Source organism: Sphingobium sp. Ant17, assembly GCF_000588875.1.
Taxonomy (GTDB): Bacteria; Pseudomonadota; Alphaproteobacteria; order Sphingomonadales; family Sphingomonadaceae; genus Sphingobium.
The window spans coordinates 18,557-41,581 of the sequence record NZ_JEMV01000038.1 but is presented as its reverse complement, the minus strand read 5'-3'; the positions used below and the strand labels follow the sequence as shown (position 1 = coordinate 41,581).

Annotated in this window: 17 protein-coding genes, 3 tRNA genes, 1 other RNA gene and 3 pseudogenes; 12 read left to right on the top strand and 12 right to left on the bottom strand. The window is 64.1% G+C overall.

Annotation, left to right across the window (positions count from 1 at the left end):
* Nucleotides 1–87: 87 nt before the first annotated feature.
* The 3 genes from BF95_RS16470 to BF95_RS16460 all read right to left on the bottom strand — a co-directional run bounded on the left by BF95_RS16470 (nucleotide 88) and on the right by BF95_RS16460 (nucleotide 3,444).
* The gene (locus tag BF95_RS16470) at nucleotides 88–1,422 is read right to left on the bottom strand and encodes a TldD/PmbA family protein (protein ID WP_043152645.1); all 1,335 of its coding nucleotides are present in this window, start codon (nucleotides 1,420–1,422) and stop codon (nucleotides 88–90) included.
* Between the two features lie 21 nt (nucleotides 1,423–1,443).
* Entirely contained in the window at nucleotides 1,444–3,078 is a 1,635-nt protein-coding gene (locus BF95_RS16465) for a TldD/PmbA family protein (RefSeq protein WP_043152643.1), read from the bottom strand.
* A 289-nt stretch (nucleotides 3,079–3,367) separates the two neighbouring features.
* A tRNA-Pro gene (locus tag BF95_RS16460) sits at nucleotides 3,368–3,444 on the bottom strand.
* Between the two features lie 167 nt (nucleotides 3,445–3,611).
* Here BF95_RS16460 and thyA point away from each other — a divergent pair.
* The 4 genes and pseudogenes from thyA (at nucleotide 3,612) to BF95_RS16440 (ending at nucleotide 8,571) form a co-directional block, all read left to right on the top strand.
* Entirely contained in the window at nucleotides 3,612–4,544 is a 933-nt protein-coding gene (thyA, locus tag BF95_RS16455) for a thymidylate synthase (RefSeq protein ID WP_043152653.1), read from the top strand.
* 121 nt (nucleotides 4,545–4,665) lie between these two features.
* The gene (locus BF95_RS16450; protein ID WP_043152641.1) at nucleotides 4,666–5,964 is read left to right on the top strand and encodes a 3-methyl-2-oxobutanoate dehydrogenase (2-methylpropanoyl-transferring) subunit alpha; all 1,299 of its coding nucleotides are present in this window, start codon (nucleotides 4,666–4,668) and stop codon (nucleotides 5,962–5,964) included.
* 147 nt (nucleotides 5,965–6,111) lie between these two features.
* Nucleotides 6,112–7,115 (top strand): annotated as a pseudogene (locus BF95_RS16445) (alpha-ketoacid dehydrogenase subunit beta).
* A gap of 100 nt (nucleotides 7,116–7,215) precedes the next feature.
* The gene (locus tag BF95_RS16440) at nucleotides 7,216–8,571 is read left to right on the top strand and encodes a dihydrolipoamide acetyltransferase family protein (RefSeq protein WP_043152638.1); all 1,356 of its coding nucleotides are present in this window, start codon (nucleotides 7,216–7,218) and stop codon (nucleotides 8,569–8,571) included.
* Nucleotides 8,572–8,601: 30 nt separating this feature from the next.
* On the opposite strand, the gene BF95_RS16435 is transcribed toward BF95_RS16440, so the two are convergent.
* Complete coding sequence (locus BF95_RS16435; protein WP_043152635.1) at nucleotides 8,602–9,075, bottom strand: hypothetical protein; 474 nt, start codon at nucleotides 9,073–9,075, stop codon at nucleotides 8,602–8,604.
* 165 nt (nucleotides 9,076–9,240) lie between these two features.
* Between BF95_RS16435 and BF95_RS16430 the strand changes: the two genes are divergently transcribed.
* From BF95_RS16430 to BF95_RS16420, 3 genes are all read left to right on the top strand, one after another.
* Nucleotides 9,241–10,395: an AI-2E family transporter gene (locus tag BF95_RS16430; protein ID WP_043152634.1), complete on the top strand. Its 1,155-nt coding sequence runs from the start codon at nucleotides 9,241–9,243 to the stop codon at nucleotides 10,393–10,395.
* Between the two features lie 42 nt (nucleotides 10,396–10,437).
* Nucleotides 10,438–10,514, top strand: a tRNA-Asp gene (locus tag BF95_RS16425).
* An 81-nt stretch (nucleotides 10,515–10,595) separates the two neighbouring features.
* Nucleotides 10,596–10,672: transfer RNA gene (locus BF95_RS16420), tRNA-Asp, on the top strand.
* A gap of 91 nt (nucleotides 10,673–10,763) precedes the next feature.
* Here BF95_RS16420 and BF95_RS16415 read toward each other — a convergent pair.
* From BF95_RS16415 to BF95_RS16400, 5 genes and pseudogenes are all read right to left on the bottom strand, one after another.
* A complete protein-coding gene (locus BF95_RS16415; protein ID WP_043152633.1) occupies nucleotides 10,764–11,006 on the bottom strand; it encodes a DUF2842 domain-containing protein in 243 nt (80 codons plus the stop codon).
* A complete protein-coding gene (locus BF95_RS16410; RefSeq protein WP_043152651.1) occupies nucleotides 11,003–11,590 on the bottom strand; it encodes a 5-formyltetrahydrofolate cyclo-ligase in 588 nt (195 codons plus the stop codon). Before BF95_RS16410 ends, BF95_RS16415 begins: the two co-directional genes overlap by 4 nt.
* A 35-nt stretch (nucleotides 11,591–11,625) precedes the next feature.
* A non-coding RNA gene (gene ssrS / locus BF95_RS31135) (6S RNA) lies at nucleotides 11,626–11,782 on the bottom strand.
* A gap of 11 nt (nucleotides 11,783–11,793) precedes the next feature.
* Nucleotides 11,794–12,128 (bottom strand): annotated as a pseudogene (locus BF95_RS16405) (cell division protein ZapA).
* A complete protein-coding gene (locus BF95_RS16400) occupies nucleotides 12,121–12,324 on the bottom strand; it encodes a hypothetical protein (RefSeq protein WP_327195474.1) in 204 nt (67 codons plus the stop codon). The pseudogene BF95_RS16405 and the gene BF95_RS16400 overlap by 8 nt, the downstream one beginning before the upstream one ends.
* 169 nt (nucleotides 12,325–12,493) lie before the next feature.
* On the opposite strand from BF95_RS16400, the pseudogene tkt reads away from it, so the two are divergent.
* The 5 genes and pseudogenes from tkt (at nucleotide 12,494) to thiE (ending at nucleotide 18,831) form a co-directional block, all read left to right on the top strand.
* Nucleotides 12,494–14,460, top strand: a pseudogene (tkt, locus tag BF95_RS16395) (transketolase).
* 33 nt (nucleotides 14,461–14,493) lie between these two features.
* Entirely contained in the window at nucleotides 14,494–15,504 is a 1,011-nt protein-coding gene (gene gap, locus BF95_RS16390; protein WP_037473927.1) for a type I glyceraldehyde-3-phosphate dehydrogenase, read from the top strand.
* Nucleotides 15,505–15,641: 137 nt separating this feature from the next.
* Nucleotides 15,642–16,844: a phosphoglycerate kinase gene (locus BF95_RS16385; protein WP_043152631.1), complete on the top strand. Its 1,203-nt coding sequence runs from the start codon at nucleotides 15,642–15,644 to the stop codon at nucleotides 16,842–16,844.
* Between the two features lie 106 nt (nucleotides 16,845–16,950).
* On the top strand, nucleotides 16,951–17,856 hold the full coding sequence (locus tag BF95_RS16380; RefSeq protein ID WP_043152630.1) for a fructose bisphosphate aldolase: 906 nt from the start codon (nucleotides 16,951–16,953) through the stop codon (nucleotides 17,854–17,856).
* A 267-nt stretch (nucleotides 17,857–18,123) separates the two neighbouring features.
* Nucleotides 18,124–18,831 (top strand): thiamine phosphate synthase, encoded by a 708-nt coding sequence (thiE, locus tag BF95_RS16375; RefSeq protein ID WP_043152628.1) that lies wholly within the window; start codon nucleotides 18,124–18,126, stop codon nucleotides 18,829–18,831.
* A gap of 21 nt (nucleotides 18,832–18,852) precedes the next feature.
* Here thiE and BF95_RS16370 read toward each other — a convergent pair whose 3' ends face one another.
* The 3 genes from BF95_RS16370 to BF95_RS16360 form a co-directional block, all read right to left on the bottom strand.
* Nucleotides 18,853–19,545, bottom strand: coding sequence for a L,D-transpeptidase family protein (locus tag BF95_RS16370; protein ID WP_043152626.1), 693 nt, complete (start codon nucleotides 19,543–19,545; stop codon nucleotides 18,853–18,855).
* 144 nt (nucleotides 19,546–19,689) lie between these two features.
* Nucleotides 19,690–21,957: an NADP-dependent malic enzyme gene (locus tag BF95_RS16365; protein ID WP_043152624.1), complete on the bottom strand. Its 2,268-nt coding sequence runs from the start codon at nucleotides 21,955–21,957 to the stop codon at nucleotides 19,690–19,692.
* A 10-nt stretch (nucleotides 21,958–21,967) separates the two neighbouring features.
* Nucleotides 21,968–22,891: a LysR family transcriptional regulator gene (locus tag BF95_RS16360; RefSeq protein ID WP_043152621.1), complete on the bottom strand. Its 924-nt coding sequence runs from the start codon at nucleotides 22,889–22,891 to the stop codon at nucleotides 21,968–21,970.
* Between the last annotated feature and the right edge of the window lie 134 nt (nucleotides 22,892–23,025).

Here is a 23,025-nt window from a genome sequence, read left to right as displayed (position 1 = left end):
CAGGGTGAAACCCCTCCGTCAGCCCTGCGGGCTGCCACCTCCCCCGCCGGGGGAGGATCGTGCATCTGTTCATCATCAGCGCCAATATTACACCGCGTCCGAGAGCGAGGTGAAGGTGAAGTCGCGCAGCTTCATCGGCGGCACCATGATGTTCATCGACACTTCGTCTGGCGGCACGCGGACAGGTTTGCCCAGTTCCTCGACATTGTTGAGCATGATCACGGGGCTTTCGTTGAACCGGAAATTCTTGATCGGATATTTGATCTGCCCGTTTTCGATGTAGAAAGTGCCGTCGCGGGTCAGGCCGGTCAGCAATACCGTCTGCGGATCGACCATGCGGATATACCAGGTGCGGGTGACCAGCACACCGCGCTGGGTCGATCGCACCAGTTCGGCGGTCGATTTGGTGCCGCCCGTCATCAGGATATTGCCCATCTGGCCGACAGGCACCTTGCCCTGTTTCTGTGCCCAATAGCGGCTGTAATCCAGCGCGACGACCTTGCCGCCTTTTACCAGATCCCGGCGCTGGCGCGGCAGGCCTTCTTCGTCCCAGGGTAGGCTCGGCGCGATCGGATCCCAGGGGTCGGTGTAGAAATTGACCTGCGGCCCGAACACCTGCTGGCCGATCTTGTTGCCGCCGCCTGCCTTGGACAGGAAGCTGCGGCCTTCGTCGGCTTCGCGCGCGCCAAAGAAGTTGAACATGAAGCCGATCAGACCAGCGGCCGCCATGGGTTCGAGGATGACCGTATATTTGCCCGGCTCCAGCGCCCTGGCTTCGGACGAGGCAGATGCCTTGCGCATTGCGATCTGGATATCATCCTCGACCTTGAAGCGGGTGGCGTCCTGCGTATCGGTGCCGACCCAGCCGGACCCGCGCCCGTCTTCGGTGCGGACGGTGCAGGTATAGTCCAGCACGGTCGAGCGCTGATAGCCGAAATTGCCCTTGCTGTTGGCGAAGGCGACGAAGCTCTGGCCGTCCTCCAGGAAACCGGCGGCGATCAGATTCTGCGCCTTGCAGGCCGTGATGGAGGTGGCGGCGACCTTGGCCCGATAGACGGGGGTGATCGCGGCGGTCGCTTCGCTGAAGGTCGGGCTGGTCTTATAGACCTGCTTGTCCACGGCTGGCATGAATTCCGGGTTTTCCGGGGCGAGCTTGGCCAATTCTTCGGCGCGGCGCACGACCCGTTCGAGCGAGGCGTCGTCAAACTGGTTGATCGTGGCGATGCCGACCCGCTTGCCATAGGCGACCTGGACCTGCAGGTCGGTGTCGTCGGTCAGGCCGGCGGTCGAGACATTGTTGAGCGCAAAGCGCACATTGCCCTGGATCTGGCCGGTCAGTTGCGCGGTGCATTCGTCGGCTTTCGACATGGCGACCACTTTGGTCAAAATGTCCTTCGCCTGTGCTTCGGTAAAGATGCCCATTATACTAACTCCCCTGAGCGATCAGCCGAGCGAACGCGCGGTGTTGATGACGTTGATGCCGTCGAAGCGGGTGGTCGACGACCCGTGCGACACGGCGGAAACCTGCGAAGGCTGTCCCTTGCCGTCGAAGAAGGAGCCGAACATGCGATAGTCGCTGGAATCGCAGATCGCCGAGCAGGCGGCCCAGAATTCGGGCGTCCTGATCTGATAGGCGACATCCTCCAGCGGCTGCGTGATCTTGCCGTTCTTGATCTCGTAGAACAAAGTGCCGCCGAACTGGGCGTTGTAGCGCTGCTGATCGATCGAGAAGGAACCGCGGCCCAATATGTAGATGCCATCCTCGACATTGCCGATCATGTCGGCGACGCTCATCTTGTCCTTGCCGGGTTCCAGCGAGATGTTGGCCATGCGCTGGAACTGAACGTTGGACCAGCTATCGGCGTAGGAGCAGCCGTCGCTCTCGCTCTTGCCCTCGATATGCGCCTGATCGCGGGTGGCCTGATAACCGACGAGCTTGCCGTTGCGGATCAGATCCCACTTCTTGGTCTTCACGCCTTCATCGTCATAGGCGACCGCGCCCAGGCTGCCTGGCTGGGTCTTGTCGGCGACGATGTTGACCTTGTCGCTGCCATATTGGAAATTGGCCTTGAGCTTGTCCATCGTCGCGAAGCTGGTGCCAGCATAATTGGCCTCATAGCCCAGCACGCGATCCAGTTCGAGCGGATGGCCGACCGTTTCATGGATGGTGAGGCCGAGATGATTGGGGTCGAGCACCAGATCATATTTGCCAGGCTTCACCGATTTGGCGGTCAGTTTCTCGCGCGCCTGCTTCGTCGCAGCGATCGCGTCTTCCTTCATGTCGTAGGACATGCCGTAGCTGATGATGCCATTGGGGCCGACGGTCTTGTCCGCCGCGCGACCGTCGAGATATTCAAAGCCGAGGCCCATCGGCGCGGACAGGCCGTCGCGGACGCGGAACTTGCCGGTCTTCTTGTCGACGGCGGTGACCTCCATCGGTGCCCAGATGCGATGGACATCCTGGTCGATATAGCTGCCGTCGGTGCTGGCGAAATATTTCTGCTCGTTCACCAGGAACAGGATGGAGCGGATGAAGTCCGCGCCCGCATCCATGGCGGCGGCGTTGACGCCCATCAGCAGGTCGACCTTGTCCTTGATTGGCACGGTCATGCTGTTCTTGGCGATCGGCGTGCGCCAGGATACTTCGCCAACGCCCTTGACCGGGGCCAGCTGAACCGGGGCGGTCTGGGTCGGGGCGTTCGCCTTGGCGATGGCGACGGCCTGCTGTGCGGCTTTCGCGACGGCATCGGTGGTCATCGCATTGGTGGCGGCGAACCCCCAGGCGCCATTGGCGAGCACGCGAACGCCCACGCCGCTGGATTCGGTGTTCACGACATTTTCGACATTGCGTTCACGGGTGATGACGAATTGACGCAGGTAGCGGCCGACGCGCACGTCGCAATAGGATGCGCCCGCGCTCTTGGCCGCGTTCATCGCCGCGTCGGCCAGCGCCTTCTTGGCCGCGACGTCGATCGCGCTGTTCAATTCTTCGGCGGCAATGACTTTGCCGAACATCGAAGGGAGGACAAGCCCCCCAACACCCATGGCCCCAAAAGCCAGAAAATCACGTCTGTGCAAGGTTCGTCTCCCACCTGCGGAACGCCCGCATGATGCGGGTCGGATAGTGATTGGGAAGCGGCCGGTCGGCCGTCCGATGCGCAGGATCATCGCCGGGTGGACGCGGCGGGTCAAATATCTTTTACAATCGAACAACATGGGGGTCGCCGCTTTCGACATATGACATCTGTCGAAAGCGGCTGGCCATAGGGTGTCAGGCGCACCAATCGCGCGAGCCCGCGCAGGATATGAGGCGCACAGGATGAGCGTCCCCAGCAGGGGATGATCTTTTCAAAGCTGTAAGAAAATGTGGTCGGGGAAAGAGGATTCGAACCTCCGGCCCCTGCCTCCCGAAGACAGTGCTCTACCAGGCTGAGCTATTCCCCGACCGATGCCGACGCCGCCGTGAAGCGACCCCGTAAGGCAGGCCGCAGCCTATAGAGACGGGGTTTCGGGCTGGCAAGCGGCCAGTGACGCTTTTTTTACGGCCGTAGCGGTGCCCCGATGCGCTAAAGCCTGTGGATCACAGATTCGATTCCGACAGGACCAGCGCTTTGCCCGATACGCCCCATTATGAGCAGCAATATCTCGACCTGATGCGGCATATCTGGCGGCATGGGGACGAGCGGATCGACCGCACCGGGGTCGGCACCCGGTCGATCCTGGGCGCGACGATGCGGTTCTCTCTGGCCGACGATGCGGTGCCGCTGCTCACCACCAAGCGGGTCTATTGGAAGGTCGCGGCGCGCGAAATGCTGTGGTTCCTGACCGGCGACACCAATATCCGCGAACTGGTGCGGCAGGGGGTGCATATCTGGACCGACTGGCCGCTCGACGCCTATCGCAAGGCGACGGGCGAAGCGATCGACCGGGAGGTGTTCGAGGCGCGGATCATCGCGGATGAGGGCTTTGCGCTGGAGTGGGGCGATCTGGGGCCGGTCTATGGCGCGCAATGGGTCAATTGGCCGCGCTACGAACCGGCGGGCGAGGGGCTGTATCGCCGGGCGGAGAAGGGGCACAACCAGATTGCCGCGCTGGTCGAGGCGATCCGGGCGACGCCGGGATCGCGCCGCTTGCTGTTCACCGGCTGGAACGTCGCCGAAGTGGCGCAGATGGCGCTGCCGCCCTGCCACATGACCTATCAGTTCCAGGTGTCGAACGGGAAGCTGAACGGCCTGTTGTTCCAGCGCAGTTGCGACCTGGGCCTGGGCTTTGCCTTCAACATATTCGGCCTGTCGATGATCACCCGGATGCTGGCGCAGCAATGCGACTTGGAGCCGGGCGAAGTGGTCTGGCAGGGGGGCGATGTGCATCTCTATCTGAACCATGCCGCGCTGGTGGAGGAGCAGATGAGTCGCATTCCGGCGGGTGCGCCGAAATTGCGGATCAAAAACCGGCCTTCATCCATTTTCGACTATGCCATCGAGGATTTCGAGGTGGTCGATTATGCGCCGCAGGCCCATATTTCCGCGCCCGTCGCCGTGTGAAGCGGACAGCGAGGCGGACATAGGTTTGAGAAAAATTGGGTAAGGGAGGCTTGCCTTTCTCTGTGTTGTAATTTAATATCCAAGCTAAGCAATATTATTGCAACGCAGCATAGGAGGCAGGATGACCGATCCTCTCGATATCGGAGCCACGCAAGGCGAGCCGGGGCGCAATCTGCCTCCGTTGCGCCTGCATGTGCCCGAGCCGCCAGCCCGGCCGGGCGAGAGCGCGGACTTCACCCATTTCGACATTCCCGCCGCCGATGCGGCGCCGCGCCCGGACGAGGCGGCGCAGCCCGCGACCATGCGCGACATGGCCTATGGCCTGGTACGCGTGCTGGACGAAGAGGGCGCGGCGGTGGGGGCGTGGAACCCCAAGCTGCCGCCCGAAACGCTGCTGCGGATGTTGCGCACCATGGCGCTGACCCGTGCGTTCGACGCGCGCATGTTCCGCGCCCAGCGGCAGGGCAAGACCAGCTTCTATATGAAGTCGACCGGCGAGGAAGCCGTGTCGATCGGCGCGGCGCTGGCGCTGTCGCGCGACGATATGTGTTTTCCAAGCTATCGCCAGCAGGGGATTTTGATCGCGCGCGATTGGCCCATCATCGACATGATGAACCAGATCTATTCCAACAAGGGCGATCGGCTGAAGGGCCGCCAGCTGCCGATCATGTATTCGGCGCGCGAGGCGGGCTTCTTCTCCATCTCCGGCAATCTGACCACCCAATATCCCCAGGCGGTCGGCTGGGCGATGGCGAGCGCGGCGCGGGGTGACACGCGGATCGCGGCGACCTGGTGCGGTGAGGGATCGACGGCGGAGGGCGATTTCCATTCGGCCTGCACCTTTGCCAGCGTCTATCGCGCGCCGGTGATCCTTAATATCGTTAATAATCAATGGGCTATCAGTAGTTTTTCAGGTTTTGCGGGAGCAGAATCGACGACCTTCGCGGCGCGCGCGATCGGCTATGGGATTGCGGGCCTGCGGGTCGATGGCAATGACGTGCTGGCGGTCTATGCCGCCACGCGCTGGGCCGCCGACCGGGCGCGGGCGAATGCTGGCCCCACACTGATCGAACATTTCACCTATCGCGTCGAAGGGCATAGCACCTCGGACGATCCGACCGCCTATCGCTCCGCCGAGGAAAGCAGCCTGTGGCCGCTGGGTGACCCGATCGCGCGGTTGAAGCAGCATTGCATTGGCTTGGGGATCTGGGACGAGGAGCGGCATGCCGCGATGGACAAGGAATTGGCCGAACATGTCCGCGACGCCGCGCGCGAGGCGGAGAAGAACGGCATTCTTGGCCACGGCCTGCACCATCACCCGATGGAAACGATGTTCGAGGATGTGTTCGAGGAAATGCCCCGGCATTTGAAGGACCAGCAGCAACAGATGCTGGATGAGTGGAAGGCGGCGGGGTTGTGATGGGGACCATCAGCACAACCGTCATCCCAGCGAAGGCTGGGATCGCCCTTTTCTTCATCGTCGCGCCGGAAGGCAGTGAGATCCCAGCGTTCGCTGGGATGACGGCATTGGGGATATCCCATGACTGACACATCAGATATGCAACAGATGACCATGATCCAGGCGATCAACAGCGCCATGGACGTGATGATGGAGCGCGACCCTACCGTTGTGGTGATGGGCGAGGATGTCGGCTTTTTCGGTGGGGTGTTTCGCGCCACGGCGGGCCTGCAGGATAAATATGGCAAGAACCGCGTGTTCGACACGCCGATCACCGAATGCGGGATCATCGGCGTGGCGGTGGGCATGGGGGCTTATGGGTTGCGGCCGGTGCCGGAGATCCAGTTCGCCGACTATATCTATCCCGCGCTCGACCAACTTGTGTCGGAAGCGGCACGGTTGCGTTATCGGTCGGCGGGCGAGTTTACCGCGCCGATGACGGTGCGGTCGCCCTTTGGCGGTGGCATTTTCGGTGGGCAGACGCATAGCCAAAGTCCCGAAGGCATCTTCACCCATTGTTCGGGGATCAAGACGGTGATTCCGTCCACTCCCTATGATGCCAAGGGGCTGTTGATCGCGGCGATCGAGGATAATGATCCGACGCTCTTCTTCGAGCCAAAGCGCATCTATAACGGCCCGTTCGACGGCCATTATGACACACCGGCCAAAAGCTGGGCTGGGCATGCAGATGCGCAGGTGCCGACCGGCTATTATCGCATTCCGCTCGGCACCGCGCGCATCGTGCGACCGGGCGAGGCGCTGACCATCCTCTGCTATGGCACGATGGTTCATGTGGTCGAAGATACGGTCAAGGCGATGGGCATCGACGCGGACATCGTTGATCTGCGCAGCCTGATCCCGCTCGACATCGACACGATCGAGCGTCGGTGAAGAAGACCGGTCGCTGCCTGATCGTGCATGAGGCGACGCGGACCAGCGGCTTTGGCGCCGAATTGCTGGCCCAGGTGCAGGAGCGTTGCTTCTATCATCTCGAAGCGCCGATCGAGCGCGTCACCGGCTTCGACACGCCCTATCCGCACAGTCTGGAATGGGCCTATTTCCCCGGCCCGGTGCGCATCCGCGAAGCCATTACCAAGATCATGAAGGACTAAGCCTTCACCCAGCTTCCGTTCGTTTCGAGCGAAGTCGAGAAACGGAAGCGCAGTTTCAAGTCAAGTGTCTCGACTTTGCTCGACACGAACGGAGCTTTTTATGGCCCTTTTTACATTCAAGCTGCCGGATATCGGCGAAGGCATTTCGGAAGCCGAGATCGTCGGCTGGCACGTTGCGGTCGGGGATCGGGTCGAGGAAGACCAGCCGATTGCCGACATGATGACCGACAAGGCGACGGTCGAGATGGAAAGCCCAGTGGCGGGCATCGTCGTCCGTCTGGCGGGTGAGCCGGGCGACCAGATTCCCATCGGCGCGATGCTGGTGGAGATCGAGGTGGAGGGCGAAGATGTAGCTGCGCCGTCGCCGCCTTCGGTCGAGGCGATCGAGGCGGAGGTTCCCGGTGAAGCGGTCATCGATCCGACACCTTCTCAACCCGTTCGCCCTGAGCCTGTCGAAGCCCGTCCTGAGCGCCTGCCGCAGGCGGGCAGTCGAAGGGAGCCGTCCTTTTCTTCCGCGCAAATCGCCAAGGAAGAAGGGCAGGGCTTCGACAAGCTCAGCCCGAACGGACCTATAAGTTCGGTGGAGTCGCACGCCTCGCCCATCCTCGCCTCCCCCGCAGTCCGTGCCCGCGCGAAGGATCTGGGGATCGACCTGGCGCAGGTGAAGGCGAGTGGCGAGCATGTTCGTCATGCTGATCTCGATGCCTTCCTGCTCTATGGCGAAGGGCAGGGCTATCGTCCGGCGGGGCGGTCCGCCACGCGGCCGGACGAGCAGATCAAGGTGATCGGCATGCGTCGCCGCATCGCCGAGAATATGGCCGCGTCCAAGCGCCACATTCCCCACTTCACCTATGTCGAGGAAATCGACGTGACTGCGCTGGAAGACTTGCGGGCACAGTTGAACGACGGGCGGGGGGACCGGCCCAAGCTCACCATGTTGCCATTGTTGATCGTCGCTTTGTGCAAGGCGTTGCCCGACTTTCCGATGCTCAATGCCCGCTATGATGACGAAGCGGGCGTGGTCACGCGCCATGGTGCGGTGCATCTGGGCCTGGCGACGCAGACCGATGCGGGGTTGATGGTGCCGGTGATCCGCGATGCGCAGAATCGCAATGTGTGGCAGCTTGCCAGCGAAATCCGCCGCCTTGCCGAGGCCGCGCGCACCGGCAAGGCGAAGTCGGAGGAACTGTCCGGTTCCACGCTGACGCTGACCTCGCTGGGGCCGTTGGGCGGCATCGCCACGACGCCGGTCATCAATCGGCCTGAAGTGGCGATCATCGGTCCCAACCGGGTGATCGAACGGCCGATGTTTAGGGGCAAGGAGATCGTCGCGGCGAAGCTGATGAACCTGTCGATCAGTTGCGACCATCGCGTGGTCGATGGCTTCGACGCGGCGAGTTTCGTGCAGGCGGTGCGCAAGCTGCTGGAAGCGCCCGCTTTTCTGTTCGTGGATTGAGCGGACCTATGGTGGGTCGGGCGGGTGCTGTCAGCGGATCGTCGCGCGATAGCTGAGCCGCCCGGCCTGGCCCGGCGGCACGCTGTCGGGCAGCGTCCAGCGGACATGGGTGATGTCGGCGGGAACGGCCCGGCGCACGCCGCCGAGCGGCGTCGGTAGCCAGAGTTGCGCCATGCGGCCCCATCGCGTGCCGCCATCGACCGACACCTGCAGCGCGGGATCGGACGGGTCGAGTTCGACCCCCTTGGGCAGTGGCCGGACGAGCGCATAGTCGCGCAGCGGTTCCCCGCCCTGATTGCGCCAATGGACGATGACGATCAGCTGATCGCCCGGCGCGACGCGTTCGGCGCTGGCCAGAACGCGCCGGGTGCGGCCGTTAATGTCGGTGCTGACGCGTTCGACGAACATCTGCGTGTCGACCCGCACCGCAGGCTGCGCCAGCGCGCCCTGCGTCCCCATGATGATCGCCAGCGCGCCCAGCGCTGATCCTATGGCTGCCTTCATGCCAAAGCCCCGTTGTCTCTTGCCCGAAAGCGGACATAGACCCCGCCGCCCAATATTTGGTTAAGGGGCTGATTTTCCTGCAACTGCGCCTGTGTCGCTTTGCAAATTGACGGTTCGTGACGGGCAGCGCACATCTTGGCGAAACATGGGGCGAATCGGACAGTCGTGACAGTCGGCGAACAACAGGAAATCAACCGCAGGCGCGATCGGCTGCTGGCGTCGATCGCGCTGACGGCGGGCATTGGCCTCATCATCGCGCTCCCCTTCGCGTTGCGGGCGGGGGCGGAGTTTTTCCTGCCGCTGACCGCCGCGCTGGTGATTGCGATCGCGCTGGTGCCGTTGCTCGAATGGATGGAGCGGCGTCGCCTGCCATCGGGGCTGGCGGCGTTGCTGGCGTTGATCGGCTTCCTGCTGGTCGCCAATACCGCGCTGGTGCTGATCATCGTGCCGGCGACCGACTGGTTCCGCATCCTGCCCGAACGATTGCCGCAGATTCAGGCCAATCTCGCGCCGCTGATCGACTTCTACGCTAACCTGCAGCGGTTCGTGGATGAAACGGTGCGGATGCTGGCCACCGGGCCAGTTGCGGCCGCGCAGACCGCGGCGATCGACACGCCGCGCTCGCTGCTGCAGTTCGCGGCGGCTTCTGCCCCGTCGGCCATCGTCCAGATGGTGTTCGCGCTGCTCATCATCTATTTCTTCCTCGCCGGATGGACGCGCCTGCGCCGTCGCACGATCAGCAGTCGCGACAGTTTCGATGGCGCGCTGGCGGTCGCGCGGGTGATCCAGAATGTGGTCGATGCAACGTCGGCCTATGTCATCACCATCGCGACGATCAACCTGGGACTGGGGCTGGCGGTCGCCGTCTCGCTGTGGCTGATCGGCATGCCGTCGCCCTGGATGTGGGGCGGCATCGTCGCGCTGCTGAACTTCATTCCCTATTTCGGGCCGATGCTGGCCGCCGTGCTGCTGGGACTGGGCGGCCTGATGGTGTTTGACGATATCTGGGTGGCGTTGCTGCCCGCTGCCTTGCAGGTGGGGTTTCACATGGTCGAGGCCAATGTGGTGACGCCGACCGTGCTGGGGCGACGGTTGACGATGAACCCGCTGCTGATCCTGGTGTCGCTCGCCTTTTGGGGGTGGGTCTGGGGCACGCCCGGCGCGCTGCTGGGCGTGCCGCTGCTGATCATCGTCCAGACCGTGGTGCAGGCGGCGGGAACGCCCGATATCGCCGGTTTCCTGTTCGAGCAGGGGACGTTGACGGTTGCCCCGCGCAAAGAAAATGACGAGAATGGCAAATCAGCCGAAACGGACGGTTGACAGTTTTGGCGGACGCCCATAGACGGCGCTTCCACACCGAACGCGGGTGTAGCTCAGTTGGTTAGAGTGCCGGCCTGTCACGCCGGAGGTCGCGGGTTCGAGCCCCGTCACTCGCGCCACTTTCCATGACCGGAAAGTGCGAAGGTTTCCAGATCAGCATCGTCTGGCGAACCTTAGGTTTGGAATAGATGCCACCCTGCGCGGGTGTAGCTCAGTTGGTTAGAGTGCCGGCCTGTCACGCCGGAGGTCGCGGGTTCGAGCCCCGTCACTCGCGCCATTTCCTGCCGATGCGGGAAGTGGCGCAGACCGCGCAGACGATCGGGCCGATCGAACAGCCCGATGCCGCTTTCCCCTTAAAGCCTCTGCTGTTACCAGCGACGCCAGCGCCCGGTTTCCATCCAGGCGAGCAGGCGCTTGAGCGGCAATATCCAGATCCAGATAAGGCCAAGCACGATATAGACCGGCACCTGCAGCCACATCGGCAAGGTGCCGATCGGTCCCGACAGGCTGCCGACGAGCACGGCCCAGCCCAGGATCAGCGCCAAAATGATGAACATTCCGACCGGCTTGCGCCAACTGGGCTGATGATAATGGCGCGGGTCGATGCTCATGCGTCCGGTCCTTCTATCAGTTCGGCTTCGGTCAGGATGATGTCCAGCGGCAAGTCCCACGGGTCGGCGGGCACAGCGTCCAGTTCCTGCGCCGACCAGGCCAGGCCGATGCGCAGCGCGTCGGGAAAGCGGGCGAAGGCGCGATCATAATAGCCGCCGCCCTGGCCCAGCCGGTTGAGCGCGCGGTCGAACCCGACGAGCGGCGCGATGATCGCGTCGGGGATGACGGGGCCATCGCCAGGTTCGGGATGACTGGTGCGGAAGGGACCGGGGATGAGCGGGGCGTCAGGCGTCCAGGGCAGGAAATCCATCGACCCCAGCCGGTCCAGCACGCGCGGCAGCGCCACCTGCTTGTCCAGGGCGATCAAGGGGGCCGCCAGCCGCTGCGCCGGGGCTTCATCGTCGAGGCCCATATAAAGGGCGACGGTGCGGGCGTCGGCGAGACGCCGGGCGAGCGGCGAGGGCAGCACCTTGAACGCCAGCCGATGGGCCAGCGGATCGAGCGTGGCGACGAAGGCGCGCCGCTGATCGCGGGCGAGGGCGCGCAGGTCGGCTTTATCGGCGGCGTTAGGGTCGTCGCTCATCATCCTACTTTCGCAATCGGACGGGAAAGGGGGGTGACGGGACCACCTTGGCCGTGTGCTGGAAGATCCTCTGACGCCTCAACGTCAGGTGGGGACCATGTAGATCGGGCCGGAGCCCGCCCAGGGACAGCCCCCTAGGATGTGCTTATCGCCTCAGGGATGTTCGCTAAAGCTCGTACCAGGCAGTACCCGTCATCCCCAATCTAGGCGTCCGTGGCGCGCGCGGCAAGTCCGGCGCGCAGCTTTTCTATCCGGGCGGCCAGCGCCTCGACCGCCTGCGCCGCGTCGTCATCCTGCGTTTCCAGCGCCAGCTTTTCCTGCCGCCCGGCAAGCTCGCGGCGCAGGTCGGTCACCTCGTCGGCCAGGAAGAGCGCGGCGAAGAGCAGGTTGCGCACTTCGGTCATGCCCGCCATGCCCTGCTGCGCCGCGCGCGCTTGTCATCGATCATCGCGGCAAGCTGCGCCATATGCGCTTCCTCGCCATCGCGGCAGCGTAGGTCATAGTGCCGCCCGGCAATGTGCAGCGTGGTTTCAGCCATGGGCTTTGGCCTTGAGCTCATCGATCAGCGCATCGAGCGATCGCAAGGCTTCGCGGGCAGCGGGCAGGTCGATCTGGGGCGTGTCGGGCGACGGGGGTGGCGGGATGGCCGCGACGAAATGGGCCACATCCTGTTCCAGCCGACCGATCGCCCGCTCCAGCGTGCCGATCGCCAGCATCATACGCTCGCTTGCCATGGCGATCATATAGCCCGATTCGGCGCGGCGCAAAAGCGGAGTTTGACCGATGGACCGGGCATTGCGGCCTGCTATGGTTGACGCATGGGGCTTGACGCGACAAAGGAAGCGCGACCTCGACTCGCGTATAGACTGCGCATAATTCGATCAGGAAAGACGCCCGCCCATAATGACCGTTACTGAAACGTCGCTCGCCAACGCCATTCGGGCGCTTTCCATGGACGCGGTGCAGGCCGCCAATAGCGGCCATCCGGGAATGCCGATGGGCATGGCGGACGTGGCGACGGTGTTGTTCAGCGATTATCTGAAGTTCGATCCGACCCAGCCCAAATGGGCCGACCGCGACCGGTTCGTCCTGTCCGCCGGGCATGGTTCGATGCTGATCTACAGCCTGCTGCACCTGACCGGCTATGCGCGGCCGACGATCGAAGATATCGCCCATTTCCGCCAGTTGCACAGCCCCTGCGCCGGGCACCCGGAGAATTTCGAGCTGGCTGGCGTGGAAGCGACCACTGGCCCGCTGGGTTCGGGCCTTGCCACCGCCGTTGGCATGGCGATTGCCGAACGGCATTTGAATGCGCAGTTCGGCGACGATCTGGTCGATCACCGGACCTGGGTGATTGCGGGTGACGGCTGCCTGATGGAAGGCATCAATCATGAGGCGATCGGCCTGGCGGGGCACCTGAACCTTGGCCGTTTGATCGTGCTGTGGGACGATAACAAGATCACCATCGACGGCGCGGTCGACCTGTCGAGCAGCGAAGATGTGCGCGCGCGCTATGTCGCCACCGGCTGGCATGTGGTGTCGTGCGACGGCCATGACGCCGCCGACGTCCGGCGCGCGCTGGCCGAAGCGATTGCCGACCCGCGGCCCTCGCTCGTCGCCTGCGCCACCAAGATCGGCTATGGTTCGCCCAACAAGGCGGGCACGTCGGGCGTGCATGGCTCCGCGCTGGGCACGGATGAAGTCGCAGCCGCCCGCGAATTTCTGGCTGGACCGCCGAACCCTTCGTCATCCCCGAGGATATTGCGGCGGCCTGGAAGGCGATCGGCGCCAAGGGCGGCGATGCGCGCACCGCGTGGGAAGCGCGCCTTGCCAGTGACGAGAAGGGCGGCGAATTTGCCCGTCGCATGGGCGGCGACCTGCCCGCCGATTTCTCGCTCGACGCCTATATCGACGGGCTGATCGCCGCGCCGCAGAAGGTCGCGACCCGCAAGGCGAGCGAATTGGCGCTGGGCGCGATCAACGACCTGCTGCCCGAAACGCTGGGCGGTTCGGCGGATCTGACGGGATCGAACAACACCAAGACCAAATCGACCGGCCCGCTGACCAAGGATGATTATTCCGGCCGTTACGTCTATTATGGCATTCGCGAGTTCGGCATGGCCTGCGCGATGAACGGTATGGCGCTGCATGGCGGCGTGATCCCCTATGGCGGCACGTTCCTGGTCTTTTCCGACTATATGCGCGGTGGCATCCGCCTCGCCGCGCTGCAGCAGCAGCGGGTGATCCATGTGCTGACGCATGACAGCATCGGCCTTGGCGAAGATGGGCCGACCCATCAGCCGATCGAGCATGTCATGTCGTTGCGCATGATCCCCAACCTGGACGTCTATCGCCCGGCCGACATCGTCGAGACGGCGGAATGCTGGGAACTGGCATTGAAGGACATGACCGGGCCGTCGGTGCTGGCGCTGACCCGCCAGAATCTGCCGCAGTTGCGCACCGAGAAGAGCGAGAATCTGTGCGCCAAGGGCGCCTATCGCTTGCGGGCCGCTACGGGCGATCGCCGCGTGGTGATCATGGCCACCGGTTCGGAAGTCGAGATCGCCGTCGACACCGCCAAGCTGCTGGAAGAACAGGGCATCGGGGCCGATGTCGTGTCGATGCCGAGCTGGGCGCATTTCGAGGCGCAGCCGCAATCCTACAAGGATGACGTGCTGCCCTATGATGTGCTGCGTGTGTCGATCGAGGCGGGAACGACCTTTGGCTGGGAACGGCATACCGGCATCGGTGGCCTGCGCTTTGGCATCGACAGCTTCGGCGCGTCCGCGCCGGCCGAAGCGCTTTACGACCATTTCGGCCTGACCGCCGTGAAGATCGCGCCGCAGATCGTGGCCGCGCTCGACAACTGATCGACAATCAACACCTTAAGGGAGGCTAGTGCAGTGGCAACGAAGGTAGCAATTAACGGTTTCGGACGTATCGGCCGCCTGGTGGCGCGCGCCATCCTCTCGCGCACCGACCATGATCTGGAACTGGTCAGCATCAACGATCTGGGCGACGCCAAGGCCAACGCCCTGTTGTTCAAGCGCGATTCGGTTCATGGTAACTGGAAGGGTGACGTCAGCGTCGACGGCGATTTCCTGGTCATCGACGGCAAGCGCATTGCCGTCACCGCCGAGCGCGACCCCGCCAACCTGCCCCACGCCGCGCAGGGTGTGGAAATCGCGCTCGAATGCACCGGCATCTTCGCCGACAAGGGCAAGGCCAGCGCGCATCTGACCGCTGGTGCCAAGCGCGTCATCATCTCCGCGCCCGCGACCGGCGTGGACAAGACGATCGTGTTCGGCGTCAACCATGACGCGCTGACCGCCGACGATATCGTCATCTCGAATGCCAGCTGCACCACCAACTGCCTGGCCCCGCTCGCCAAGGTGCTGCACGATGCGATCGGCATCGAGCGCGGCTTCATGACGACGATCCACAGCTACACCAACGACCAGAACACGCTGGACCAGATCCACAAGGATATGCGCCGCGCCCGCGCCGCTGCCCTGTCGATGATCCCGACCACGACCGGTGCTGCCCGTGCGGTGGGTGAGGTCATGCCCGAACTCAAGGGCAAGCTGGATGGCTCGTCGGTCCGCGTGCCGACCCCGAATGTGTCGGTGGTCGACTTGAAGTTCGACGCCAAGCGCGCCACGAGCGTCGAGGAAGTCAACGCTCTGCTCAAGGCCGCTTCGGAAGCAGGGCCGCTCAAGGGCGTGCTGGGCTATTCGGACGAACCATTGGTCTCGATCGACTATAATGGCGACCCGCGCAGCTCCACCGTCGACAGCCTGGAAACCGCCGTCATCGACGGTACGCTGGTCCGTGTGCTGAGCTGGTACGACAATGAATGGGGCTTTTCCAACCGCATGATCGACACCAGCGGCGTGGTGGCGAAGTTCCTGTAAATCACTGAGGGGGCAGGGCGACTTGCCCCCTTTTTCGTCATCCCGGCGGACGCCGGATCCCGCTTTTCTTCTCTTCGGCGATACAGGAAGAGTGATCCCAGCTTTCGCTGGGATGACGGATTAATCAGGAAGCCAACATGACCAAGCCGTTCAAGACACTCGACGATATGGGCGACATCAGCGGCAAGGCCGTGCTGGTGCGCGAAGACCTCAACGTGCCGATGCATGAAGGGTCGGTCAGCGACGATACCCGCCTGCGTTCGGCGATGCCGACCGTGCTGGAACTGGCCGATCGCGGTGCGAAGGTACTGATCCTGGCCCATTTCGGCCGCCCCAAGGGCCAGAAGAACCCCGAATTTTCGCTGTCGAAGATTACCCGGCCCTTGACCCAGGTGCTGGGCCGCGAAGTGCAGTTCATCCCCGATTGCGCCGGCCAGTCCGCGATCGACGGCATTGCGGTGATGCGCCCGGGTGACATTGCGATCCTGGAAAATACGCGCTTTCATGCGGGCGAGGAAAGCAATGACCCGGCGCTGGCCGATGCGATGGCGGCGATCGTCGACATGTATGTCAACGACGCCTTTTCCGCCGCGCACCGCGCCCATGCCTCGACCGAGGGCATCGCCCACAAGCTGCCCGCCTTTGCCGGACGCGCGATGGAGCGCGAACTGGATGCGCTGCAGGCGGCGCTGGGCACGCCGGTCAAGCCGGTCGCGGCGGTCGTGGGCGGGGCCAAGGTTTCGACCAAGCTCGACGTTCTCAACCATCTGGTGACCAAGGTCGATCATCTGATCATCGGCGGCGGCATGGCCAATACCTTCCTGCATGCGCGCGGTGTCGATGTCGGCAAGTCGCTGTGCGAGAAGGATCTGGCGGACACGGCGGAGGCCATTTTCGACAAGGCCGAAGCGGCGGGTTGCACGATCCATCTGCCCTATGATGTGGTGGTCGCGAAGGAATTCGCCGCCAACCCGCCATCGGTGCGGACGTGCAACGTGCATGAAGTCGCGGCGGATGAAATGATCCTGGACGTTGGCCCGGCCGCTGTCGAGGCGCTGGCCGATGTGCTGAAAAACTGCCGGACATTGGTATGGAATGGCCCGCTCGGCGCGTTCGAGATCGCGCCGTTCGACACCGCCACGGTCGCGCTGGCGCGCACGGCGGCGGCGCTGACCAAGGAAGGCCAGTTGACCTCGGTCGCGGGCGGCGGCGATACGGTCGCCGCGCTCAACCATGCGGGCGCAGCCGCCGACTTCACCTTCGTATCGACCGCTGGCGGCGCGTTCCTGGAATGGATGGAAGGCAAGGACTTGCCGGGCGTCAAGGCGTTGATGGCCTGACGGTTCGGCATTGGTTCGCGCTTCCAGGGAGAGGGCAGCGCTGACCAAACATTGACCAGGTGTCGCCGAGGGGGCGGGGCCTTTATCAAAAAGAAGGTATGTGCAGATGCTGGATCAGACCATGAAACAGAAAATCGCCGACGGTAATGGCTTTATCGCCGCGCTCGACCAGAGTGGTGGATCGACGCCCAAGGCGCTCAAGGGCTATGGCATCGAAGAAGGGGCGTGGGGCTCCGAGGAAGAGATGTTCGGCCTGATCCACGCCATGCGCAGCCGCATCATCTCCTCGCCCATGTTCACCGGCGACAAGGTGCTGGGCGCGATCCTGTTCGAGCGCACCATGGACGGCACCGTCGATGGCAAGCCGACCCCGCAGGCGTTGATCGACAAGGGCGTCGTGCCCTTCATCAAGATCGACAAGGGGCTGGAAGACGAAGTCAATGGCGTTCAGCTGATGAAGCCGAACCCCGATCTCGACATCCTGCTCCACCGCGCCAAGGCGCTGGGCGTGTTCGGCACCAAGGAACGCTCGGTCGTCAACCTCGCCAACCGCGAAGGCATCGCGGCTGTGGTCAAGCAGCAGTTCGAAACCGGGCAGCAGGTTCTCGCCGCTGGCCTGATGCCGATCATCGAGCCGGAAGTGAACATCAAGTCGCCCGAACGCGCGCAAGCCGATGCGATCCTGCTCGACGAACTGGTCAAGGCGCTCGATGCGTTGCCCGACGACCAGCAGGTGATGCTGAAATTGTCGCTGCCGGTGCAGGCGGGCCTGTTCGACCCGCTGGTCGATCATCCCCGCGTCCTGCGCGTCGTTGCGCTATCGGGTGGCTTTGCCCGTCCCGAAGCCTGCGTCGAGCTGGCCAAAAATCGCGGCATCATCGCCAGCTTCAGCCGCGCACTGCTCAACGACCTGCGCCATCAGATGAGCGATGACGAGTTCAACGCGGCGCTGGGCGAAGCGATCGACGAAATCCACGGCGCATCGGTCACCAAGACGGCGGTTGCGGCATAACGGGGTAGCCTGACTATCGCCTGATCCTCCTCTGACAGGGGATCGTTGCGAAACGCGGATCGTACAAATCATCGTCATTCCCGCGGAAGCGGGAACCCATCTCCCACCTTATCGTCTTGATTTTAGGCCCGGAGATGGTCCCCGCCTTCGCGGGGATGACGTAAAAATCTGTGGGTGATGAATTTCGCGACGATCCTCCACAGGGAGAGGAGCAGGAAGGAAAGCGACAGGCTTTCGTTACGGGGCTGGCTGGGCTAACACCCGGCCATGACCGATTTTACCGATGAAGAACTGGCGCTCGATCCGCATTTTGCCGATCAGTTCCAGACGGGCTTTCGCCCGGCTTGCCAACTCTATCTGATCTCGCCGCCCGCGATCGACGCGGATTTTGCGCCGCGCCTGGCGCAGGCGCTGGAAGGCGGCAAGGTTGCGGCGTTTCAGTTGCGGCTCAAGGGGCTGGACGACCATGCCATCGCCGCGCTCGCGCCGCCGCTGCAGGCGATCTGCGCCGAGCATGAGGTTGCCTTCATCATCAACGACAGCATCGGCCTCGCCAAGCGGTTGGGCGCGGATGGCGTCCATCTGGGGCAGGAGGATGGCGACCCGCGCGATGCGCGCAAGCAGCTTGGTCCCAATGTTCAGATCGGCGTGACCTGCCATGACAGCCGTCACCTGGCGATGGAAGCAGGCGAGGCGGGGGCCGACTATGTCGCGTTCGGCGCATTCTTCCCGACCACGACCAAGGAAACACAGCATCGCGCCGAACCCTCGATCCTGGGCTGGTGGACGACGCTGTTCGAACTGCCCTGCGTCGCGATTGGCGGCGTGACCGCTGACAATGCCGGGCCATTGGTGATGGCGGGTGCGGACTTCCTGGCGGTCAGCAGCGCGGTTTGGGCGCACCCGGAAGGCCCGAAGGCGGGCGTCGCCGCCTTTGCCGAAGTGCTGGCGAGCAAACCGCCGCCGCCGCGTTGATCCGGGGCAGGGCGGAGGCGCTTACGCACCGACCTGCGCCTTGCTGACGTCGAGGCGCTTGCCGTTGGTGATGACGACGACATCACCCAATTTGGTGACGCCGAACAATTTTTGCGCGAAGGCGATCGGCACGCCGATGCAGCCATGGGTTGCCTTGCCCCATTGCACGTCGCTGCCATGGATCGCCACGCCGTCGCTGGTCAGGCGCAGCATATAGGGCATCGGCGCATTGTCGTAGAGGTTGGAATAATGGTCGGCGTCCTTCTGCGTGATCGGGAAGGCACCCAAGGGGCTGGGCTTGTCGGTCGCGCCATAGAGGATGACCGCCGCGCCGATTTCATAGCCCGCGCGGAACACCGATAGCGTCTGCGCGCGCAGGTCCACGGTGATGATGACGGGGCCGGTCGGCGGCGCGCCGCTTTCGTCCCAGGCATAATCGCCATGGCGGAACGGGCCGTCGATCTTGAGGACGCGCTTGACCGTCAAGGCGCGCGGATCGATCGTCATCGGTTGATCGCTGCGCCGTTCGGCGGGCTTTGCAGGGGCAGGCGCGGGAGCAGGTGGTGCCTTTGCTATGGGTGCAGGCGGCGCGGGTTCTTCCGCTGCGGGCCGGTCGATCCAGCCGGTCACCAGCAGGGCGACGCCCGCCAGCCCCGCGCCGATCGCCAGCTTGGGACCAGCGCTTTTCGCCAATGCTTTGAGCAGAGCTGCCATATCATCCTCGAATAAGATCCTCCCTATTTAGGGGGAGGGCGCGCGTCCTATCGAGAGGGGGACACCCCTCCGTCTGGCTTCGCCAGCCACCTCCCCTTACAGGGGAGGAACTCCATCCTCTACAATAGCGGCAAAAGGTTAAGCTCAGCCTTCGCGGGCGACTTCCGCCGCTGCGATGGCGGTGAGGTTGAGGATTCCGCGCGAGGTGACGCCGGGGGTCAGCACATGAATGGGCTTGGTCAGGCCCATCAGCATCGGCCCGACGGTCGGCGAACTGGACGAGGCGGACAGTGCGGTGAGCGTGATGTTGGCGGCATCGAGATTGGGCATGACCAGCAGATTGGCTGGCCCTTCGAAGCGCGAATCGGGGATCAGCTTTTCGCGCAGCGCCTGGCTGAGCGCCGCATCGGCATGCATTTCGCCATCGACGGCGAGGTCGGGCGCGGCCTGCCGCACCAGTTTGAGCGCAGCGCGCATCTTGCGCGCGCTGTCGCTGTGCGAGGCACCGAAATTGGAGTGGGACAGCAGGGCGACACGCGGGACCAGGCCGAAATGTTCCAGCTCGGTCGCCGCCAGCAGCGTCATTTCCGCAATCTGTTCGAGCGTCGGATTGGGCACCATATGGGTGTCGGTGATGAACAGCGCGCCCGCATCGAGGATCAGCCCCGACAGCGCATAGACGCGGTTGCGGCCCGGCACCCGGTCGATGATGCGCAGCGCATGTTCGACCTGGCCCCAATATTCCGAATTGCCACCGATCAGCGCGGCGTCGACATGGCCCAGGCGCAGCAGCATGGCGGCGGTGACGCTGGGGCGGCGATAGACATGGCGCAGCACTTCGGCGGCGGGCACGCCCCGGCGCGAGGCGACGGCGCGATAGCCCTCGACCAGTTGCGTCATAATCTCATGATCGGTTTCGGGGTCGATCACCTCGACATCGCGGCCGAGTTCAAAGCGCAGGCCAAGGTCGGGCAGCTTCTGGTTCAGGATGCGGCGGCGTGCGATGATGGTCGGGCGGACGATGCCTTCGTCCAGCGCGTCCTGAATGGCGCGCAGCACGCGCTCATCCTCGCCCTCGCCATAGACGATGCGGCGTGCGCCGCCGCGTGCGGCCTCGAACACCGGCAGCATGAGCTGGCCGGACCGAGTGTTCTGCCGCGTCAGGCGACGGCGATAGTCGTCCAGGTCGATCGGGCGGCGGGCGACGCCGCTGTCCATCGCCGCGCGCGCCACGGCGACGGCGATCTCGCCGATCAGGCGCGGGTCGAAGGGGGTGGGGATGATATAGTCGGGGCCGAAGACCAGCCTGCGCCCGCCATAGGCCTGCGCCACGCTGTCATGCGCGGGCATGCGGGCGAGGCTGGCGATCGCGTCGGCGGCCGCGACCTTCATCGCTTCGTTGATCTGGGTCGCGCCGACATCCAGCGCGCCCCGGAAGATATAGGGGAAGCACAGGACGTTGTTGACCTGGTTGGGATAGTCCGAGCGGCCGGTGGCGATGATCGCGTCCGGGCGGACTTCGCGCGCGGCCTCCGGGCGGATTTCGGGTTCGGGGTTGGCGAGCGCGAAGATCAGCGGATTGGGCGCCATCAACGGCAACCATTCGGGCTTCAATACGCCGGGCGCGGAGAGGCCGAGGAACAGATTGGCGCCCGGCAGCACGTCGGGCAGGGTGCGCGCGTTGGTGACGCGGGCGTAGCGCGCCATATTGGGCAACATGCCTTCGCGGCCCGAATGGATGACGCCATCCTTGTCGGTCATGGTGACATTGTCGACCGGCAGGCCCATCGACACGAGCAGGTCGACGCAGGCGAGCGCCGCCGCGCCCGCGCCCGACGTCACCAGCTTGGCATCGGCCAGCGTCTTGCCCTGAATCACCAGCGCGTTGCGCACGGCGGCGGCGACGACGATGGCGGTGCCATGCTGATCATCGTGAAAGACCGGAATATTCATCCGTTCCTTCAACCGTGCTTCGATGGCGAAACATTCGGGTGCCTTGATGTCTTCCAGGTTGATGCCGCCGAAGGTCGGCTCCATCAGGGCGACGGCTTCGATGAATTTTTCGGGGTCAGTGGTGTCGAGTTCGATGTCGAACACGTCGATATCGGCGAATTTCTTGAAGAGGACCGCCTTGCCCTCCATCACCGGCTTGGACGCCAGCGCGCCGATCGCGCCCAGGCCCAATACGGCGGTGCCGTTGGAGATGACCGCGACCAGATTGCCGCGCGCGGTATAATCGAGCGCCTTGTCGGGATCGGCGGCGATCTCCATGCAGGGGGCGGCGACGCCGGGCGAATAGGCCAGCGCGAGATCGCGCTGGTTGACCATGCGTTTGGTCGGCTCGATCCGCAGCTTCCCCGGCTGGGGAAAGCGGTGATAGTCGAGGGCGGCGCGGCGGGTATTATCGTCCATGCGATGGGCCTTAAGGGCTGCGTTCCGCAAGGGCAATGGTGGAACGCGCCCAGGGGGGTGTTGGCGCATATAGTCCGACAAGAAAATCGACGAAGGCGGTGATGGCGGCGGGCGGATTATGCTGTGGCAGTTGCACCGCGAACAGGCCGACATCCGCCGACCCTTCATGGTCCGGCACGATCTGCCGAACATCGCCGCGCGCCAGCGCGTCGCTGATATCCCAGAGCGAGCGCAGGGCGATGCCGCCGCCCGCCAGCGCCAGTTCGCGGACCACTTCGCTGCTGTTGGTGCGGACGTGGCTGCGGCCCTCGACCGTCACCGGGCCTTTCGGGCCGACGAGGCGCCAGGGCATCTGGCCATCGGCGGCGAGCAGGCGGTGGGTTTTGAGATCGGCGAGGGTGGCGGGCGTGCCGTAGCGGTCGAGATAGGCGGGCGCGGCGCACAGGATGCGGCGGTTGGTCGCCAGCCGTCGTGCGGCCAGGCCCGGCCCCGGATCGCCGGTGATGCGGATGGCGAGGTCGGCGCGGGTGTCGATCAGGTCGGCGAAATCGTCCGACAAGTTGATGGCGAGATCGACACGGGGATGGGCCTCCATGAAGCGCGGCAGCCAGGGCGCGAGATGCATCCGGCCAAAGGAAGTGGGCGCGGTGATGCGCAGCGGCCCCGCGACGATCGCCGACGTGCCCGACACGCGCCGCTCGGCCTCGTCCAGCGCCGCCAATATGCCGCGCAGATCGGCATGGAGCCGCTCGCCCGCCGGGGTCAGCGCCAGCCGCCGCGTCGTGCGGTGAACGAGGCGCGTGCCCAGCCGCTCCTCCAGCCGCGCGAGCCGTTTGGACATCATGGCTGGCGAGATGTGGAGGCGCCGACCGGCGGCGGCGAGGCCGCCTTCGTCCACGATCGCGACGAAGAGTTCATGGTCGGGGTCCATCATATTCGTTCACCATGGGAATGACTATGTTCGTATAATAGTGAATATACGACATAATGGGAATGGGGTACATGTTTCCATACAGCATGGTCATTCCCGCTTTCGCGGGGATGACGAAAATATTTAGGAGCAGATTG